General features: G+C 61.0%; 19 protein-coding genes. 13 read left to right on the top strand and 6 right to left on the bottom strand.

The genetic code is table 11. From position 1 onward, the window contains the following. Positions 1 to 74: 74 nt before the first annotated feature. Positions 75 to 566 (bottom strand): transporter substrate-binding domain-containing protein, encoded by a 492-nt coding sequence (locus AC07SU_RS03935; protein ID WP_494996263.1) that lies wholly within the window; start codon positions 564 to 566, stop codon positions 75 to 77. Positions 567 to 702: 136 nt separating this feature from the next. On the opposite strand from AC07SU_RS03935, the gene AC07SU_RS03930 reads away from it, so the two are divergent. Beyond that, entirely contained in the window at positions 703 to 1,143 is a 441-nt protein-coding gene (locus AC07SU_RS03930) for a DUF4399 domain-containing protein (protein WP_176996821.1), read from the top strand. Positions 1,144 to 1,206: 63 nt separating this feature from the next. Here AC07SU_RS03930 and serA read toward each other — a convergent pair whose 3' ends face one another. Then, positions 1,207 to 2,436 carry a phosphoglycerate dehydrogenase gene (gene serA, locus AC07SU_RS03925; protein ID WP_003195214.1) on the bottom strand — a complete coding sequence of 410 codons (1,230 nt, stop codon included), beginning with the start codon at positions 2,434 to 2,436 and terminating at the stop codon, positions 1,207 to 1,209. Between the two features lie 205 nt (positions 2,437 to 2,641). Here serA and AC07SU_RS03920 point away from each other — a divergent pair, with 205 nt between their 5' ends. The 4 genes from AC07SU_RS03920 to AC07SU_RS03905 all read left to right on the top strand — a co-directional run bounded on the left by AC07SU_RS03920 (position 2,642) and on the right by AC07SU_RS03905 (position 6,917). Further along, positions 2,642 to 4,036, top strand: a complete 1,395-nt coding sequence (locus AC07SU_RS03920) for an FAD-binding oxidoreductase (protein ID WP_176996820.1) — start codon at positions 2,642 to 2,644, stop codon at positions 4,034 to 4,036. Between the two features lie 22 nt (positions 4,037 to 4,058). After that, entirely contained in the window at positions 4,059 to 4,724 is a 666-nt protein-coding gene (locus AC07SU_RS03915; RefSeq protein WP_176996819.1) for a fumarylacetoacetate hydrolase family protein, read from the top strand. Between the two features lie 234 nt (positions 4,725 to 4,958). After that, positions 4,959 to 5,882, top strand: coding sequence for an SdiA-regulated domain-containing protein (locus tag AC07SU_RS03910; protein ID WP_494996262.1), 924 nt, complete (start codon positions 4,959 to 4,961; stop codon positions 5,880 to 5,882). Positions 5,883 to 6,002: 120 nt separating this feature from the next. Continuing rightward, positions 6,003 to 6,917 carry an SdiA-regulated domain-containing protein gene (locus tag AC07SU_RS03905; RefSeq protein ID WP_494996261.1) on the top strand — a complete coding sequence of 305 codons (915 nt, stop codon included), beginning with the start codon at positions 6,003 to 6,005 and terminating at the stop codon, positions 6,915 to 6,917. A 122-nt stretch (positions 6,918 to 7,039) separates the two neighbouring features. Here the strand turns inward: AC07SU_RS03905 and rpiA are convergent, their stop codons facing one another. Beyond that, entirely contained in the window at positions 7,040 to 7,711 is a 672-nt protein-coding gene (gene rpiA / locus AC07SU_RS03900; RefSeq protein ID WP_494996260.1) for a ribose-5-phosphate isomerase RpiA, read from the bottom strand. A gap of 108 nt (positions 7,712 to 7,819) precedes the next feature. Here rpiA and ilvA point away from each other — a divergent pair, with 108 nt between their 5' ends. From ilvA to AC07SU_RS03880, 4 genes are read left to right on the top strand one after another with little or no spacing between them, the layout of a single operon-like run. Beyond that, positions 7,820 to 9,364, top strand: a complete 1,545-nt coding sequence (gene ilvA / locus AC07SU_RS03895; protein ID WP_494996316.1) for a threonine ammonia-lyase, biosynthetic — start codon at positions 7,820 to 7,822, stop codon at positions 9,362 to 9,364. A 41-nt stretch (positions 9,365 to 9,405) separates the two neighbouring features. Next, positions 9,406 to 9,819: a DUF2269 family protein gene (locus AC07SU_RS03890; RefSeq protein WP_494996259.1), complete on the top strand. Its 414-nt coding sequence runs from the start codon at positions 9,406 to 9,408 to the stop codon at positions 9,817 to 9,819. Positions 9,820 to 9,834: 15 nt separating this feature from the next. Further along, the gene (locus tag AC07SU_RS03885) at positions 9,835 to 11,085 is read left to right on the top strand and encodes an SDR family oxidoreductase (protein ID WP_494996258.1); all 1,251 of its coding nucleotides are present in this window, start codon (positions 9,835 to 9,837) and stop codon (positions 11,083 to 11,085) included. Continuing rightward, positions 11,082 to 11,549: a DUF2269 family protein gene (locus AC07SU_RS03880; protein WP_494996257.1), complete on the top strand. Its 468-nt coding sequence runs from the start codon at positions 11,082 to 11,084 to the stop codon at positions 11,547 to 11,549. The genes AC07SU_RS03885 and AC07SU_RS03880 overlap by 4 nt, the downstream gene beginning before the upstream one ends. 93 nt (positions 11,550 to 11,642) lie before the next feature. Here the strand turns inward: AC07SU_RS03880 and AC07SU_RS03875 are convergent, their stop codons facing one another. Next, entirely contained in the window at positions 11,643 to 12,299 is a 657-nt protein-coding gene (locus AC07SU_RS03875) for a histidinol-phosphatase (protein ID WP_494996256.1), read from the bottom strand. Positions 12,300 to 12,442: 143 nt separating this feature from the next. Between AC07SU_RS03875 and AC07SU_RS03870 the strand changes: the two genes are divergently transcribed. Beyond that, positions 12,443 to 12,922: an RNA pyrophosphohydrolase gene (locus AC07SU_RS03870; RefSeq protein WP_003176750.1), complete on the top strand. Its 480-nt coding sequence runs from the start codon at positions 12,443 to 12,445 to the stop codon at positions 12,920 to 12,922. A 22-nt stretch (positions 12,923 to 12,944) separates the two neighbouring features. Then, entirely contained in the window at positions 12,945 to 15,224 is a 2,280-nt protein-coding gene (gene ptsP, locus AC07SU_RS03865) for a phosphoenolpyruvate--protein phosphotransferase (protein WP_494996255.1), read from the top strand. A 99-nt stretch (positions 15,225 to 15,323) separates the two neighbouring features. Here the strand turns inward: ptsP and AC07SU_RS03860 are convergent, their stop codons facing one another. Further along, positions 15,324 to 16,070 carry an NRDE family protein gene (locus tag AC07SU_RS03860; protein WP_176996810.1) on the bottom strand — a complete coding sequence of 249 codons (747 nt, stop codon included), beginning with the start codon at positions 16,068 to 16,070 and terminating at the stop codon, positions 15,324 to 15,326. Positions 16,071 to 16,283: 213 nt separating this feature from the next. Here AC07SU_RS03860 and lgt point away from each other — a divergent pair, with 213 nt between their 5' ends. Beyond that, on the top strand, positions 16,284 to 17,096 hold the full coding sequence (gene lgt, locus AC07SU_RS03855; protein ID WP_176996809.1) for a prolipoprotein diacylglyceryl transferase: 813 nt from the start codon (positions 16,284 to 16,286) through the stop codon (positions 17,094 to 17,096). Between the two features lie 51 nt (positions 17,097 to 17,147). Continuing rightward, positions 17,148 to 17,981, top strand: coding sequence for a thymidylate synthase (locus AC07SU_RS03850; RefSeq protein WP_176996808.1), 834 nt, complete (start codon positions 17,148 to 17,150; stop codon positions 17,979 to 17,981). Positions 17,982 to 18,112: 131 nt separating this feature from the next. Here AC07SU_RS03850 and cadR read toward each other — a convergent pair whose 3' ends face one another. After that, positions 18,113 to 18,553, bottom strand: coding sequence for a Cd(II)/Pb(II)-responsive transcriptional regulator (cadR, locus tag AC07SU_RS03845; protein WP_176996805.1), 441 nt, complete (start codon positions 18,551 to 18,553; stop codon positions 18,113 to 18,115). Positions 18,554 to 18,591: the final 38 nt, after the last annotated feature.

The raw sequence follows: 18,591 nt of genomic DNA, 5'->3' as shown, positions 1-18,591 counted from the left end.
CCCCCCCCCCCCCCCCCCCCCCCCCCCCCCCCCCCCCCCCCCCCCCCCCCCCCCCCCCCGGCTCCTACAGAGGGTTATTGGGCTTTGGCGACGGGCTCGTTTTCAAACCACTTCTGCGTCAGCGCCTTCAGGCGGCCATCGGCCTTGATGTGCTGCAGCGCCTTGTCCAGGCTATTTTTGAACGCCGGGTTGCCTTTATGGAATGGAATCGCCAGTTCAGGTGTTTCCTTATAAGCCTCACTGAAATCGAACCGATCCCGCAGCTCGGCAGTCATAGCGATATGGTTGATGGCCACGTCGTACTTGCCGGTTTCCACGCCGGGTAGCAGGTCGCTGTCGTCGGTGGTGATGAATGAGGGGCGCACGTCCATTTCCTTGGCCAGTTGTTCGCCCAGCTCCACTTCAAAGCCGGTGAGTTTGTCGCCGTCCTTGAAGTTAAAGGGCGGGGTGTTGGCTTCGAGGGCGATACGCAGTTCGCCGCGATCGAACACATCGTCGATCAACTCGGCATGAGCCAGAGGGCTCAGGAAGGAAAGCAAAAGTACAAGGCCAGGCGAAAGGCGCATGGTCACTCCTAAAGTATTCATCTGTGCGAGGCGCCGTTCAGCATCGCTTTGCTATGGTGTGTTGAGTGCCTTGGACAGCAATTTGCCGCGAAGTTGTCATAACCCAACAGATTTCCTGGAAAAACTGGAGAAGCGAATGAAAGCCCTTTTGTCCCGTGCAACGATTGCCAGCCTGCTGCTGGGTGCTTCAATGTTGGCCACCGCCGCCGACGGTATCCCGCGCAGTGCTCCACCTGAAGGCGCCAAGGTGTTTATCGTTTCGCCAAAAGACGGCGCCACCGTCGACAAGACCTTCACCGTCAAATTCGGCATGGAAGGTCTGAAACTGGCTCCGGCCACTGACCAGACCCCAGGCACCGGCCACCACCACCTGTTGGTCGACCAGAAAGAACTGCCTGACGCCAGCGTGCCGATCCCGGCCACTGACACCGTGATCCACTACGGCAAGGCCCAGACTGAAACCGAACTGACCCTCACCCCAGGCAAGCACACCTTGCAACTGGTGGCGGGCGACAAACTGCACATGCAGTTCAACCCGACTGTAGCGTCCAAAGTGATCACGGTTAACGTAAAGTAAGATTTGTTCAGATGAAAAAAAGGGAGCCCCTCGGGGCTCCCTTTTTTATGCGGCGTTGAAACCTTAGAACAACACGCGGCTACGAATCGTGCCGTTGATGTGCTGCAGCTTCTCTTGCGCCAGGTCCGAGTACTCGGCGTCGACGTCGATCACCACGTAGCCGACCTTCTCGTTGGTCTGCAGGAACTGACCGGAGATGTTGATGCCGTTTTCCGCGAAGACCTTGTTGATCTCCATCATCACGCCAGGGATGTTCTGGTGGATGTGCAGCAGGCGGTGCTTGCCAGGGTGAGCCGGCAGGGCCACTTCCGGGAAGTTCACGGACGATACCGAGGTACCGTTGTCGCTGTACTTGACCAGCTTCTCCGACACTTCCAGGCCGATGTTGGCCTGGGCTTCAGCGGTGGAACCGCCGATATGCGGGGTCAGGATCACGTTGTCCAGGCCACGCAGCGGGCTTTCGAAGATGTCGTCGTTGGAGCGTGGCTCCACCGGGAACACGTCGATGGCGGCGCCGATCAGGTGCTTGTCCTTGATCGCGTCGGCCAGGGCGTCCAGCTCGACCACGGTGCCGCGTGCTGCGTTGATCAGGATGCCGCCTTTCTTGATGGCGCGGATTTCCTTCTCGCCGATCATCCACTGGGTCTCAGCGGTTTCCGGAACGTGCAGGGTGACGATGTCGGACATACCCAGCAGTTCGGTCAGGCTGGCCACTTGAGTGGCGTTGCCCAATGGCAGCTTGGTCAGGGTGTCGTAGAAGAAAACCTGCATGCCCAGGCCCTCAGCCAGGACCGACAGTTGAGTACCGATCGAGCCGTAACCGACGATACCCAGCTTCTTGCCACGGATTTCGAAGGAGTTGGCCGCGCTCTTGATCCAGCCGCCACGGTGGCAGGAAGCGTTCTTCTCAGGGATGCCGCGCAACAGCAGGATGGCCTCGGCCAGCACCAGCTCCGCAACGGAACGGGTGTTGGAGTACGGTGCGTTGAACACCGCGATGCCGCGCTCGCGCGCTGCGTTGAGGTCGACCTGGTTGGTGCCGATGCAGAAACAGCCAACCGCCACGAGTTTCTTGGCGTGATCGAAGATCTCTTCGGTCAGCTGAGTGCGGGAGCGAATGCCGATAAAGTGCGCGTCGGCGATCTTTTCCTTTAACTGGGCTTCCGGCAGAGAACTGGTGATGTACTCAATGCTGGTGTACCCGGCGGCTTTCAGAACGTCGACAGCCGATGGGTGGACGCCTTCCAGAAGAAGGAACTTGATCTTGCTCTTATCGAGAGAAGTCTTGCTCATCTGCGTAAACCTGTATCCCGGAGAAAAATGGCAGGGAATCGGATCGCTTAAGCTGACCCGGACGGCAGGAAAGCCGTCACCGCAGAAACGCCCTTGGGCTCTGTCCTGCGGGGGCGGTATGCTAGCATACGCGCCCCGCTAAACACTCATTCCTGCGACGTGAAGCGTTCTCAGGATGACCATGAATTGTTCGAGAGTTCTGTCGATGACCCATCCTGCCCTGATTGATGAGCTAAAGACCCTGGTTGAGCCTGGCAAAGTGCTGACCGATGCAGACTCCCTGGAGGCTTACGGCAAGGATTGGACCAAGCATTTCGCCCCCGCACCCACGGCCATCGTCTTCCCCAAGACCATCGAGCAGGTGCAGGCCATCGTCCGTTGGGCCAATGAACACAAGGTGGCGCTGGTGCCGTCCGGTGGTCGTACGGGCCTGTCGGCAGCCGCTGTGGCGGCCAATGGCGAGGTGGTGGTGTCGTTCGACTACATGAACCAGATTCTCGACGTGAACCTCACCGACCGCACCGCCGTGTGCCAGCCGGGCGTGGTCACCAAGCAGTTGCAGAACGTCGCCGAAGAAAAAGGCCTGTACTACCCGGTGGACTTCGCGTCGTCCGGTTCGAGCCAGATTGGCGGCAACATCGGCACCAATGCCGGCGGAATCAAGGTTATTCGCTACGGCATGACCCGTAACTGGGTGGCTGGCATGAAGGTCGTCACCGGCAAGGGTGATGTGCTGGAACTGAACCGCGACCTGATCAAGAACGCCACCGGCTATGACATGCGCCAGCTGTTCATCGGCGCCGAAGGCACCCTGGGCTTTGTGGTGGAAGCCACCATGCGCCTGGACCGGGCACCGAAGAATCTCACCGCCATGGTGCTGGGTACCACCGACTTCGACTCGATCATGCCGGTATTGCACGCGTTCCAGAGCAAGTTGGACCTGACCGCTTTCGAATTCTTCTCCGATAAGGCCCTGGCCAAGGTCCTCGGCCGTGGTGACGTACCGGCGCCGTTCGAGACCGAATGCCCGTTCTACGCGTTGCTGGAATTTGAAGCCACTACCGAAGAAGTCGCCAACCACGCGCTGGAAACCTTCGAGCACTGTGTGGAGCAAGGCTGGGTGCTGGATGGCGTGATGAGCCAGAGCGAAACCCAGCTGCACAACCTGTGGAAGCTGCGCGAGTACATCTCCGAGACCATTTCCCACTGGACCCCGTACAAGAACGATATTTCGGTCACGGTCTCCAAAGTCCCGGCGTTCTTGCAGGAAATCGACGCAATCGTCGGCGAACACTACCCAGACTTCGAAATCGTCTGGTTCGGCCACATCGGCGACGGCAACCTGCACCTGAACATCCTCAAGCCGGAAAACCTGAGCAAGGACGAGTTCTTCGCCAAGTGCGCCACTGTGAACAAGTGGGTGTTTGAAACCGTCGAGAAGTACAACGGTTCGATCTCCGCCGAACACGGTGTGGGCATGACCAAGCGCGATTACCTGACCTACAGCCGTTCGCCGGTGGAAATCGAGTACATGAAAGCCGTGAAAGCCGTGTTCGACCCGAACGGGATCATGAACCCTGGCAAGATCTTCGCTGTTTAATCGCCCCTGAAGGAGTCGTTCCATGAGCTACCAGCACAAGTATGTCGACGGCACCAACATCCACTTTCCCCTGGGCAAAGTGGTGTGCATCGGGCGTAACTACGCCGAACATGCCAAGGAACTGGACAACCCGGTACCGACCGAGCCGCTGCTGTTCATCAAGCCCGGCAGCTGTGTGGTCGCGTTGGAAGGTGGCTTCGCCATCCCGACCGAGCGCGGTTCGGTGCACTACGAGGCGGAAATCGCGGTACTGATCGGCAAGCCCTTGTCGACCAAGCCGAGCCGTGAAGAAGTGCTGGACGCCATCTCCGGCTTCGCCCCGGCCCTGGACCTGACCCTGCGCGACAAGCAGGCCGAGCTGAAAGCCAAGGGCCTGCCGTGGGAAATCGCCAAGTCGTTTGACGGCGCGGCAGTGATTGCACCATTCGTGGTGGGCAGCACTTTCCCGGACGTGACCGATATCGGCATTCGCCTGACCATCAACGGTGAAGTTCGCCAGGACGGCAACAGCGCGATCATGCTCAACCCGATCATCCCGATGATCCAGTACATGGCCGGTTGCTTCTCGCTGCAGGCCGGCGACGTGATCCTCACCGGTACCCCGGTGGGCGTGGGCCCGCTGAATGTCGGCGACGAGCTGGTGCTGGAGCTGCCAGGCGTCAGCCGCTTCGAAAGCCACGTTCGCTGAACCCTTCCCCCTTTGTAGGAGCCGGCTTGCCGGCGATAGCATCGCCTCGGTGTAACTGACACACCAAGTCGTCCGCATCGCAGGCAAGCCAGCTCCCACAGGGGTTTGTGTTCATCCCCAAGCATTGCTCTTTGCATTTTTTTCACACGCCATCCGGATAATCCTCAGCCTTCAGCACGCGGGCCCGTTGATCCTGTGCTATCACCTAAAGCTGACTTTCTGGAAAAGCGCTCAATGGCCGTGCCTCTGCCTTCCGCCACACCCAAGCCCCGTTCCCGTTTTGCCCTGCGTTGGTATTCCTGGCTGTTCCTGGCGGGGGCGATCGTCTATGGCGTGTCGTGGGCAATGCATTGGGATGATCGCGGCGTGTTGTGGGTGATGGAGCGCTTCGAAACCCAGGCGGAGCGTCAGGAAAGTGTGTGGTTGCCGGATTACCACGCGGTCATCGACGGCAAGTTGCTGCCCGGCATGGAGAAGGATGAGGCTTCGGATGTGTCCTATAACCCGCAGACCAAAACCCTGTTTTCCGTCATGGGCAAGAACCCTTTCCTCGTTGAGCTGAGCCTGCAAGGCGATGTGCTGCGCAAGATGCCGCTCAACGGCTGGAACAACCCGGAAGGCGTCACGATGATGGAAAACGGCCAAATGGCCATTGTCGATGAGCGCATGCACACCTTGACGGTGGTCAAGGTCGACGCCAGCACCCAACAACTGAGTATCGCTGACTTCAAAAGCTACGACCTCGGCCCTTCCAAGGACCAGAACAAAGCCTTTGAAGGTGTCACCTGGGACAAGCGAAACCAACACATCGTGCTCGGCGAAGAACGCCCACCCGCGCTGTTCACCTGGAAAAGCGATGGCAGCACGCTGACCGGCGATAAGCAAAAAGTCGCCAGCACTGAGCTGGACATGCGCAACCTCTCCGCGCTGGCTGTCGACCCGCGCACCGGCCATTTACTGGTGCTATCGGCCGACTCCCACCTGCTGCTGGAGCTGGATGAAAAGGGCGAGCAAGTCAGCTTCATGACCTTGCTTGGCGGTTTCAACGGCCTGAAGAACACCATACCCCGCGCCGAAGGCGTGACCATGGATGAAGACGGCACTCTGTACATGGTCAGCGAGCCCAACTTGTTCTACCGCTTCGAAAGGCAGAAGTAATCCGACGAATACGTCGGATAAGTCTCTATTAGCGGCATTCACCAGGCACTCGGCAGCGTTTAAGTTTAAATTCAGACCGGCGTGATATTTCTTCGCCACTTTTGACTTTGAGCCTGCCCGATGCGTCGATTTGCCCGCCCCAAACCCATCTTCTTTATGCTTGCACTGGTCGCTTTGATCGGCGCCGGGGTCGTTGCGCAGCACTTTCGCTTGTTCGAGCGTGCGTGGTTCAACTGGCAAGCCTGGCGCCAGCCTGCGAACGAGCGCTCCATTGGCCTGGCGGATTACCGCGTCACGGTCGAAGCCCGGGTGATCGAGGGTCTGGATAAAGACGTTTCGGCGCTCACCTACGACCCGGTCCGCAAAAGCCTGTTTACTGTCACCAACAAAAAGCCCGAGCTGATCGAGCTGTCCCTGGAAGGCAAGATCCTGCGGCGTATTCCGTTGGTGGGCTTTGGCGATGCCGAGGCGGTGGAGTTCATCAGCGACAACATCTATGTGATCAGCGATGAGCGCCAGCAGCGGCTGATCAAGGTGCACGTGGACGACGACACACAGTTCCTTGACGCCGCCGATGCAGAGCAAATGACCCTGGGTGTGCATATTGGGGGCAACAAGGGCTTTGAAGGCCTGGCGTATGACTCAGTGGGCAAACGGCTGTTTGTGGCCAAGGAGCGTGACCCGATGCTGATCTACGAGGTGCATGGGTTTCCCCATTTCAAACCGGAAAAAACCTACTCGGTCCACGTGATCAACAACCCCAAGCGGGACGCGGGGCTGTTTGTACGGGACCTGTCGAGCCTGCAATACGACGAGCGCAGCGGCCACTTGCTGGCGCTGTCGGATGAGTCGTTCCTGGTGCTGGAGTTGGATATTGACGGTCGCCCGTTGAGCAGCCTGTCTTTGCTCGCCGGGCGCCACGGCCTCAAAAAGCGCGTGCCGCAGGCGGAAGGGATCGCGATGGGCGACGATGGCACGCTGTACCTGACCAGTGAGCCGAACCTGTTCTACGTCTTCAAGAAACCCAACCCCTGAAACGCCGCCGGCCAACTGTGGGAGCTGGCTTGCCTGCGATGCAGGCACCTCGGTCTTTCAGTAGCACCGGGGTGATGCTATCGCAGGCAAGCCAGCTCCCACATAAAGCACAGCGTATTTGCTTAGGCCTTTAGGGTTTTCACGCCTTCGGAAGTCCCCAGCAGCAACACGTCAGCAGGACGCGCCGCGAACAAACCATTGGTCACCACGCCCACGATCGCGTTGATCTGGGTCTCCAGCTCCACCGGGTTGGTGATCTGCATATTGAACACGTCGAGGATGATGTTGCCGTTATCGGTCACCACGCCTTCGCGGTACACCGGGTCGCCGCCCAGTTTCACCAGCTCGCGGGCCACGTGGCTGCGGGCCATTGGGATCACTTCTACCGGCAGCGGGAACGCGCCGAGTACCGGCACCAGCTTGCTGGCGTCGGCGATGCAGATGAAGGTCTTGGCCACGGCTGCGACGATCTTCTCGCGGGTCAGGGCTGCGCCGCCGCCTTTGATCAGGTTCAGGTGCGCGTCGCTTTCATCGGCGCCGTCGACGTAGAACTCCAGGTCGCTCACGGTGTTGAGCTCATACACCGGAATGCCGTGGCCCTTGAGGCGTGCGGCGGTGGCTTCGGAGCTGGCCACGGCGCCGTCGAACGCGCCCTTGTGCTGGGCCAGTGCATCGATGAAGCAGTTGGCGGTGGAGCCGGTGCCGACACCGACGATGCTCTTGTCGTCGAGTTTAGGAAGGATTAAATCGACGGCGGCCTGGGCCACTGCCTGTTTGAGTTGATCCTGGGTCATGCGGGCTCCGGAACGGGCGGGGAGTTATCGAGGGCGGCGAGTATAACCCAACAAAACCTCGGGATTCGTGTGGTCGCCCGGCCAAAAGCCGGGTTAGACTCCTTGGCCCTGCCAAACCGTGAAAGTAGAAGCCCGCCGATGCTTGAACAGTACGTCAAAAAGATCCTCACCTCGCGCGTCTACGACGTTGCCGTAGAAACCCCGTTGCAGACCGCCCGCCAGCTCTCCGAGCGGCTGGGCAACACGGTCTGGCTCAAGCGCGAAGACTTGCAGCCGGTGTTCTCGTTCAAGATTCGCGGCGCCTACAACAAGCTGACCCAACTGAGCAGCGAAGAGCGTGCGCGCGGTGTGGTCACAGCCTCGGCGGGCAACCATGCCCAAGGCCTGGCCCTGGCGGCCAAGGTGCTGGGGGTCAAAGCCACCATCGTGATGCCCAAGACCACCCCGGAAATCAAGGTCGAAGGCGTGCGCTCCCGTGGCGGCAAAGTGGTGCTGCATGGCGATTCCTTTCCGGAAGCCCTGGCCTACTCGCTGAAACTGGTCGACGAAAAAGGCTACGTCTACATTCACCCCTACGATGATCCGCACACCATTGCCGGGCAGGGCACCGTGGCAATGGAGATCCTGCGCCAGCACCCGGGGCCGCTGGACGCGATCTTCGTACCGGTGGGCGGCGGCGGGCTGATCGCCGGTATTGCGGCGTACGTGAAATACCTGCGCCCGGACATCAAGATCATCGGCGTCGAGCCCGACGACTCCAACTGCCTGCAAGCCGCGATGGCAGCGGGTGAGCGCGTGGTATTGCCCACCGTCGGTATTTTCGCCGACGGCGTGGCGGTGGCGCAGATCGGCCAGCACACCTTCGACATCTGCAAGGACTATGTGGATGAAGTGATCACCGTGAGCACCGATGAAATCTGTGCGGCGATCAAGGACATCTACGACGACACCCGCTCCATCACCGAGCCTGCGGGCGCGCTGGGCGTGGCCGGGATCAAGAAGTACGTCGAGACCCGTGGCGTGACCGGGCAGACCCTGGTGGCCATCGACTCGGGGGCCAACGTCAATTTCGACCGCCTGCGCCACGTGGCCGAGCGTGCCGAGCTGGGTGAGGGCCGCGAAGCCATCATCGCCGTGACCATTCCCGAGAAGCCGGGCAGCTTCAAGGCGTTCTGCGAAGCCGTGGGCAAGCGCCAGATCACCGAATTCAACTACCGCTACCACTCCGGCAGTGAGGCGCACATCTTTGTTGGTGTGCAGACCCACCCGGAAAACGACCCGCGCAGCGCGCTGATCGCTAGCCTGACAAGCCAGGGTTTCCCGGTGCTGGACCTGACCGAAAACGAACTGGCCAAGTTGCACATCCGCCATATGGTCGGCGGGCACGCGGCTAAAGTCAGCGATGAAGTGGTGTTGCGCTTCGAATTCCCCGAGCGTCCGGGCGCCTTGTTCAACTTTCTTAACAAATTGGGCGGGCGCTGGAACATCTCGATGTTCCACTATCGCAACCACGGCGCAGCCGACGGCCGTGTGGTCGCCGGCCTGCAAGTGCCGGCGGAGGAGCGTCACCTGGTACCGGCAGCCCTGGAGGCCATCGGCTACCCGTACTGGGATGAAAGCGATAACCCGGCCTACACACTGTTCCTCGGTTGAGCGACTACGCTGATTGGGGCGGCCTATAAGGAAGACGACACATGGAAACCCTGACCACCCTGAAAGTTATTCACATCGCGGCCACGGCGTTGCTGCTGCTCAGCGGCCTCGGCCTGGCGCTGCTGGCCTGGCGCAAACGCAGCGCTGGCCCGGCGGCGACCGTGCAGCGCCCATGGGCGTTCGTGTGGCTGTTGATGGGGGTGTGCGTGGTCAGCATGCCGTTTACCGGCTGGTGGCTGGCGCACCTGATCGGCTGGCCGTTGGGGCAGACCTGGATCCTGGGCTCCAGCATCCTCTATACCGTGGCCGCGCTGGCCTGGTTCTGGCTGGTGGCGCGGCTCAACCGCCTGCGCAAGGGCGAGGGCGGTAGCCTGAACTTCACCTTGGTGCTGGCGGTGGTCAGCCTGGTGGGGTTTGTGGCGATTGCCGGGCTGATGGGTGCCAAGCCGGTTTAATCGAAAAGGATCTTCATGAACGTTCTTCTGGTCGGTGCCACAGGGTTTGTGGGCCGCCATCTGTTGCGTGCCTTGCAGCAAGCCGGGCACCGCGTGATTGCCACCTGTCGCGAACCTAAGCAGCCGAGCGCGCCTGGGGTGGAGTGGCGGTCGCTGGACCTGAGTCTGTTGGCGGCCGATCCCGAGCACTTCATATTTCCTGATGCTGTCGATTTATTGATCAATGCGGCGGGCTTGCTGAGCGTGGATGCGGCCCAATTAAGCCGTGTACAGGATCAGGGCGCTCGTGCGCTGTTTGATCTGGCGGCTCAGCGGGGTGTCCGGGTGCTGCAGGTTTCGGCCTTGGGAGCCTCCGCTCAATCGGACCTGCCGTTTCTGGCCAGCAAAGGCGCCGCTGACGATTATCTACTTGGCCTCAACCTGAACTCGGTAGTGCTGCGGCCTTCATTGGTAATAGGCGAGGGCGGAACCAGCAGCGCCTGGCTGGTCGGGCTGTCGCCTTGGCCGTTGATTCCCTTGCTGGACCTCAAGGCCCAACTGCAACCCGTGCATATAGATGATGTGGTCGGAGCGGTGCTGACCTTGATGCGCCGCTGGCCCACCGAATCCTTGGTGTTGCCGTTGGTGGGGCCGCAGCCGATGCGCCTGTCTAACGTCATTGACCATCTGCGCGCCGCCCAGGGCTGGGGGCCCGGCCGATACGTGCAGGTACCTCTGTTGGGGCTGGGCGGCTGGCTGGGGGATCGATTGGGCTGGCGTGCGTTGAACACCCAAAGCGTTGCCCTGGCGCAACGGGATAACGTGGCCGACCCCGACGTGCTGGCCTCGGTCTGCGGCTACACCGCCGCGCCGCTGCCAGCGCGCCTGCAGGACTGGCCCACAGCCGTCGTGAGCAGCCAGCGCACGATCCGCCCGCTGATGTTGGCGGTGATGGCGCTGATCTGGTTGGGCACCGCTGCGGTGTGTCTCGGCCCGGGATACGACTGGGGTCTGCGCATCATGGCCGAGGCCGGTGTACACGGCGCCTGGGCGGCATTGGCCGTGATCGGTGGCTCACTGTGCGATGCCCTGCTGGGCCTGGGGCTTATGATCAAGCGCTGGCGGCGCCAGACCTTGATCTTGCAGTTGGCGCTGATGGCGGGATACACCGTGTTCATCAGCCTGATCCTGCCTCACTACTGGTTTGACCCCTACGCCGCCGTCGCCAAGAACCTGGTGTTGATGGTGGCCACTTTATGGCTGTTTTGGACTGAACCCCGTCGATGAGCGCCTACCTGCTGCTGAAAACCCTGCACATCCTGTCCTCCACCATCCTGTTCGGCTTGGGTGCCGGCTCGGCCTACTACGCGTTGCGTGCCTGGCGCACCGGCAAGGTCGAGGTGATCGCCGTGACCTTCAAGCACCTGGTGTTCGCCGACTGGGCCTTTACCGCCACCACGGCGGTGTTCCAGCCATTGAGCGGGATCGGCCTGATGCACCTGGCGGGCTGGTCGGTGCAGCAGAGCTGGTTGCAGTGGACGTTCGGCCTCTATGTACTGGCCGGTATCTGCTGGCTGCCGGTGGTGTGGCTGCAGATTCGTGTACACAAAATGGCGGAGCAGGCGCTGCGTGATGGCACGGCGATGCCGATCAAGGCGGCGACCTACATGCGCTGGTGGTTTGGCCTGGGGTGGCCGGCGTTTTTGGCGTTTGTGGGGATTTTCTATCTGATGGTGGCCAAGCCGATGTAGGGCGTGGGACCGAGGTGGCTTCATCGCCGGCAAGCCGGTTCCTACAGGTTTACGCAAGCCCTTGTAGGAGCCGGCTTGCCGGCGATGGGGCCCTCAGCTACGCAGGGTAATCACCGGCCACCCACGTTTTTCAGCCTCGGCGCGCAGATTCGGGTCCGGATCCACCGCCACTGCATGGGCCACTTGCTCCAGCAACGGCAGGTCATTCATCGAATCGCTATAGAAGTAGCTGTCTTCCAGGCTGTACCCGGTCTCTTCCAGCCAACGGTTCAGGCGTGTCACCTTGCCTTCGCGGAAGCACGGCACGTCGGTGCTGCGCCCGGTGTAGCGGCCGTTTTCCATCTCGCACTCGGTGGCGATCAGGGTGTCCACGCCCAGGCGTGCGGCAATCGGCGCCGTGACGAAACGGTTGGTGGCGGTGATGATCACCAGCGTGTCACCGGCGGCGCGGTGCTTGGCCAGCAGCTCTGCGGCCAGGGGCAGCATCAGCGCATCGATGCAGTCGCGCATGAAGTCGTTGTGCCACTCATCAAGTTGGGCCATCTCGGTGCGACCGAGGATTTCCAGGCTGAAGTTCAGGTAGGCGGCATTGTCCAGCTTGCCGGCCAGGTAATCCTGATAGAACTCGTCGTTGCGGGCCTTGTAGGCCACCGGGTCGAGAATACCGCGTTCACACAGGTAATCGCCCCAGGCGTGATCGCTGTCACCGCCGAGGAGGGTGTTGTCCAAGTCGAATAAAGCCAGGCGCATTGCAGTTACTCGCTGAAAAGTCTGTAAAAAGGCGTCCAGAATACGGTCTTTTCACAAGAGTGCACATAAGGTAAGAAGCCTCGTTGCCGCTTGATCAACCTTTGTGGAACAATGCGGCGACATGCGTTTGCGAGGTTGTTGCCGTGATCGACCCCGATGGTTTCCGTCCTAATGTCGGGATTATTCTTACGAATGATGCCGGACAGGTGCTATGGGCTCGCCGAATCAACCAAGATGCCTGGCAGTTTCCTCAAGGCGGAATCAACCCCGACGAAACCCCTGAAGACGCCTTGTACCGTGAGTTGAATGAAGAAGTCGGCCTGGAGCGCGAAGATGTGCAAATTCTGGCCTGCACCCGAGGCTGGTTGCGCTATCGTTTGCCGCAACGCCTGGTGCGTACCCACAGCCAACCGCTGTGCATCGGCCAGAAGCAGAAATGGTTTCTCCTGCGCCTGATCTCCAACGAGCAGCGGGTGCGGATGGATTTGACCGGTAAACCGGAGTTCGATGGCTGGCGCTGGGTCAGCTATTGGTACCCGTTGGGCCAGGTGGTGACATTCAAGCGCGAAGTTTATCGTCGCGCTCTCAAAGAGCTTGCCCCGCGCCTTTTAGCGCGCGACTGACGACGGAGTTCGACCCCGAGCCATGCTCAATACGCTGCGCAAGATCGTCCAGGAAGTTAACTCCGCCAAGGATCTCAAGGCGGCGTTGGGGATTATTGTGTTGCGCGTCAAGGAAGCCATGGGCAGCCAGGTCTGCTCGGTTTACCTGCTGGACCCCGAGACCAACCGTTTTGTGCTGATGGCCACCGAGGGCTTGAACAAGCGCTCCATCGGCAAGGTCAGCATGGCGCCCAATGAAGGTCTGGTGGGCCTGGTGGGGACGCGTGAAGAACCCCTGAACCTTGAAAACGCGGCCGATCACCCGCGTTACCGCTACTTTGCCGAAACCGGCGAAGAGCGCTACGCCTCGTTCCTCGGCGCACCGATCATTCACCACCGCCGCGTCGTCGGCGTGTTGGTCATCCAGCAAAAAGAACGCCGTCAGTTCGACGAAGGTGAAGAAGCCTTCCTCGTGACCATGAGCGCGCAATTGGCCGGGGTAATCGCCCACGCCGAAGCCACCGGCTCGATTCGGGGCCTGGGCCGTGAAGGCAAGGGCATCCAGGAAGCCAAGTTCGTCGGCGTGCCAGGCTCGCCGGGCGCTGCGGTCGGTACGGCGGTGGTCATGTTGCCGCCGGCAGACCTGGATGTGGTGCCGGACAAAACCGTCACCGACATCGACGCCGAAATCAAACTGTTCAAGACGGCCCTGGAAGGCGTGCGCGCCGACATGCGCAACCTGTCGAACAAGCTGGCCACCCAGCTGCGCCCCGAAGAGCGCGCGCTGTTCGACGTGTACCAGATGATGCTCGACGACGCGTCCCTGGGTAATGAAGTCAAGACCGTGATCAAGACCGGCCAGTGGGCCCAGGGCGCGCTGCGCCAGGTGGTCACCGATCACGTCAACCGCTTTGAAATGATGGACGACGACTACCTGCGCGAGCGGGCTTCGGACGTGCGCGATCTTGGTCGCCGCCTGCTGGCCTACCTGCAGGAAGACCGGAGCACCAACATGGTGTTCCCCGACAACACCATCCTGGTCAGTGAAGAACTGACCGCCACCCAGCTCGGTGAAGTGCCGGAAGGCAAGCTGGTCGGGTTGGTTTCGGTACTGGGTTCGGGCAACTCCCACGTCGCCATCCTGGCGCGAGCCATGGGCATCCCGACGGTGATGGGCCTGGTCGACCTGCCGTATGCCAAGGTCGACGGCATCGACATGATCGTCGATGGCCATCGCGGCGAGGTGTTCACCAACCCCAGCGACGTGCTGCGCAAGCAATACGGCGAAGTGGTTGAGGAAGAGAAACAACTGGCCCTGGGCCTGGATTCCTTGCGCGAACTGCCGTGCGTGACCCTCGACGGCCACCGCGTGCCGCTGCTGGTCAACACCGGCTTGCTGGCCGATGTGGCCCGCGCGCAACAGCGCGGCGCCGAAGGGGTGGGCCTGTACCGCACCGAAGTGCCGTTCATGATCAACCAGCGTTTCCCGAGTGAGAAGGAGCAGCTGGCGATCTATCGCGAGCAACTGTCCGCCTTCCATCCGTTGCCGGTGACCATGCGCAGCCTGGACATCGGCGGCGACAAGTCACTGTCGTATTTCCCGATCAAGGAAGACAACCCCTTCCTCGGCTGGCGCGGCATTCGCGTCACCCTCGACCACCCTGAAATTTTCCTCGTACAGACCCGCGCCATGCTCAAGGCCAGCGAAGGCCTGAACAACCTGCGCATCCTGCTGCCGATGATCTCCGGCACCCATGAGTTGGAAGAGGCGCTGCACTTGATCCACCGCGCCTGGGGCGAAGTACGCGACGAAGGCGCCGACGTACCGATGCCGCCGATTGGCGTGATGATCGAAATCCCGGCAGCGGTGTACCAGGCTAAAGAGCTGGCGCGGCAGGTGGACTTCCTCTCGGTAGGCTCCAACGACCTGACCCAATACCTGCTGGCCGTGGACCGCAACAACCCACGGGTGGCCGACCTCTACGACTACCTGCACCCGGCGGTGCTGCAAGCCCTGCAACATGTGGTGCGCGACGCCCATGCCGAAGGCAAGCCAGTGAGTATCTGCGGTGAAATGGCCGGTGACCCGGCGGCCGCGGTGCTGTTGATGGCGATGGGCTTTGACAGCCTGTCGATGAACGCCACCAACTTGCCGAAGGTGAAGTGGATGCTGCGCCAGGTTGAACTGGGCATGGCCAAGGAGTTGCTGGCGGAGTTGATGACCATCGACAACCCGCAAGTTATCCACAGCTCGCTGCAGTTGGCGCTGAAGAACCTGGGGCTGACGCGCATGATCAACCCGGCCTCTGCGAAAACCCTCTAGACCGAGGCGCGGCCATCGCAGGCAAGCCAGCTCCCACAGTTGAAATGCATTCCAACTGTGGGAGCTGGCTTGCCTGCGATGAGGCCGGTCCAAGCGCCGTCAAATATGCAGTTCTACCTCGCCAAGCCGCCCGCCATGCGGCCCGAAACTGTGCTCCACCATCCGCCGCGTCCCGTCGGCATTCACAATCAACGCCGTACTGGCCCGCGTCCCATAACTGGGGCTGGCAATAAACACGCTCGACAACAGACTTTCCGTCGCCAACCCCACCCCGGTATCCGGCAGCTCGGCAAAGGGGGCGGTCTGTGGATCACTCAGAATCCCCAGCAAGGCCTCCGGCTGCGGATCATCCAGCACGGCATTCAACGCCGCCTTGGCCTTGAGCAACTTGGGCCACGGCGTATCCAGCCCGGCATTCGACAGCCCATAAACCCCGGCCTTCAACCGCGTGGGCTCGGTGTCATTGGCGTTGTAATGCCACAGCTCTTCCCGCGTGCCCACCAGCAGGTTAAACCCGGCATATTCAATCGAACGTCCGTTAACGTCGGCCAAATACTCATCAATGGGTAAAGAACCGCTGAGAAAGCGCGCCACCAGCTCCCCCCGGGACTTGCGGGCCGGCGGCTGGTGCGGGTTGCGGATGTTGGTGAGGGCGGCAAAACGCCCATCGGCGCTCACCCCCAGCCAGGTGCCACCCGCTTCCTGGTCGCGGCCGGCGTAGACTTCGGGCGCATCCGGCCACTGGGCCAGGGGCAGGCTGGGGCGGGCGTAGAACTCATCACGGTTGGCGGCGACGATCAGCGGCTGGGCGTGGCCCGGCCGCCAGGCGAAAACAATCAGGCACATCAGGCGATCCCTTTTGTGTTTCTTGCCACTCTACCCACTCGGGCAGAGGCGATCCATCGTATCCAGTTGGGTCGCGTGCCTTCCATCCGTTAACATGCCAAGCGATTCGGTGCGTGTGAACTTCTTAATTTGAAATAGCGGCTGTAACGCAGGCTTAATCGCACACCGGCATGGTCCGGTGCGTCATGACTAATGATTTAACGAGGAGTCGCAATGCTGCCTTACCCGCAGATCGACCCGGTGGCCTTGGCCATCGGTCCGCTGAAAATCCACTGGTACGGGTTGATGTACCTGATCGGCATCGGTGGTGCCTGGGTGCTGGCCTCCCGGCGCCTGAACCGCTTCGACCCGACCTGGACCAAGGAGAAACTCTCCGACATGGTGTTCTGGATGTCGATGGGGGTGATCGTCGGCGGACGCCTGGGGTATGTGCTGTTTTACGATTTGTCGGCCTACATTGCCAACCCGACGCTGATCTTCGAGGTGTGGAAGGGCGGCATGGCGTTCCATGGTGGGTTTATAGGCGTGATGATCGCCGCCTGGTGGTTCGGCCGTCGCAACGGCAAGTCATTCTTCCAGTTGATGGACTTCGTCGCGCCGTTCGTGCCGATCGGCCTGGGCGCCGGGCGTATCGGTAACTTCATCAACGCCGAGTTGTGGGGCAAGCCAAGCGACGTGCCGTGGGCGATGGTGTTCCCGCCGTTCAGCGACCCGGCGCAACTGCCGCGCCACCCGTCGCAGCTTTACCAATTCGCGTTGGAAGGCGTGGCGCTGTTCCTTATCCTCTACATCTTCTCGCGCAAGCCGCGCCCGACCATGGCCGTGTCCGGCATGTTCGCGCTGTTCTATGGGATCTTCCGCTTCATCGTCGAGTTCGTCCGCGTGCCGGATGCACAGCTGGGCTACCTGGCGTGGGGTTGGGTGACCATGGGTCAGATCCTCAGCCTGCCGATGATCCTGGGCGGCCTGGGCCTGCTGTGGTGGGCGTACAATCGCCCGCAGCCGTTGAAGAACGCCGCGCTTTAAATTCGAATGCCGGGGCTTGCGAGCCCCGGCTTCTTTGATACAGGTACACACATGAAGCAATATCTCGAACTACTGAACGACGTCGTGACCAATGGATTGACCAAGGGCGATCGCACTGGCACCGGCACCAAGGCCGTGTTTGCCCGTCAGTATCGGCATAACTTGGCCGACGGCTTCCCGCTGCTGACCACCAAGAAGCTTCACTTCAAAAGCATCGCCAACGAATTGATCTGGATGTTGAGTGGCAACACCAACATCAAGTGGCTCAACGAAAACGGCGTGCGTATCTGGGACGAATGGGCCACCGAAGACGGCGACCTCGGCCCGGTGTACGGCGAGCAGTGGACCGCCTGGCCGACCAAGGACGGCGGCACGATCAACCAGATCGACTACATGGTCGACACGTTGAAGAACAACCCCAACAGCCGGCGCATCCTGTTCCACGGCTGGAACGTCGAGTACCTGCCCGACGAAACCAAGAGCCCGCAGCAAAACGCACTCGACGGCAAGCAAGCCCTGCCGCCGTGCCACCTGCTGTACCAGGCGTTTGTGCACGACGGCCACCTGTCGATGCAGTTGTATATCCGCAGCTCCGACGTCTTCCTCGGCCTGCCGTACAACACCGCCGCCCTGGCATTGCTCACCCACATGCTGGCCCAGCAGTGCGACCTGATCCCCCACGAGATCATCGTCACCACCGGCGATACCCATGCCTACAGCAACCACATGGAACAGATCCGCACCCAACTGGCGCGTACGCCGAAGAAGCTGCCGGAGCTGGTGATCAAGCGTAAGCCTGCGTCGATCTACGACTACAAGTTCGAAGACTTCGAAATCGTGGGCTACGACGCCGACCCGAGCATCAAGGCCGACGTCGCGATCTGAAGGCTGCCTCGATCAAAACTGTAGGAGCTGGCTTGCCAGCGATCGTGGAGTGTCAGCACCTGATAGGTGTCTGATGTACCGCTATCGCAGGCAAGCCAGCTCCCACAGTTTGATTGGGTTTTCACCCAAGGCTAATGGCCATGGCTTCTGCCCACATGTGAAGGCTCAGCCTCACTGGCCTGCACGCTTCCGCTGACTTCCAGCCGCTGCAAAATCCCGCACTGTTCCCCACCGCCGCAACGCTGGCGCAGGTCCAGCAACTGTTCCTGCAACGCCAACAGCCCATCAATCCGCGCTTTCACGTGATGGATATGCTCGTCAATCAACGCATTCACGCTTTCGCACTGGTCCTGGGGGCTGTCGCGCAGGCCCAGCAGGCTGCGGATTTCTTCCAGGGTCATGTCGAGGCTGCGGCAATTGCGGATAAAGATCAGCCGCTCGGTGTGCGCCTGGGTGTACACGCGGTAGTTGGCGTCCGTGCGGGCCGGGGGTGGCAGCAGGCCTTCTTTCTCGTAATACCGGATGGTTTCCACCTGACAGTCGGTCAGTTTGGCCAGTTCGCCGATCTTCATCGCAGCAATCTCCAAATGGGTGCTTGACCCTATAGTGG

It is taken from the genome of Pseudomonas sp. GW821-FHT05H12 (assembly GCF_059419385.1).
This window is presented reverse-complemented; position numbering and strand designations above follow the sequence as displayed.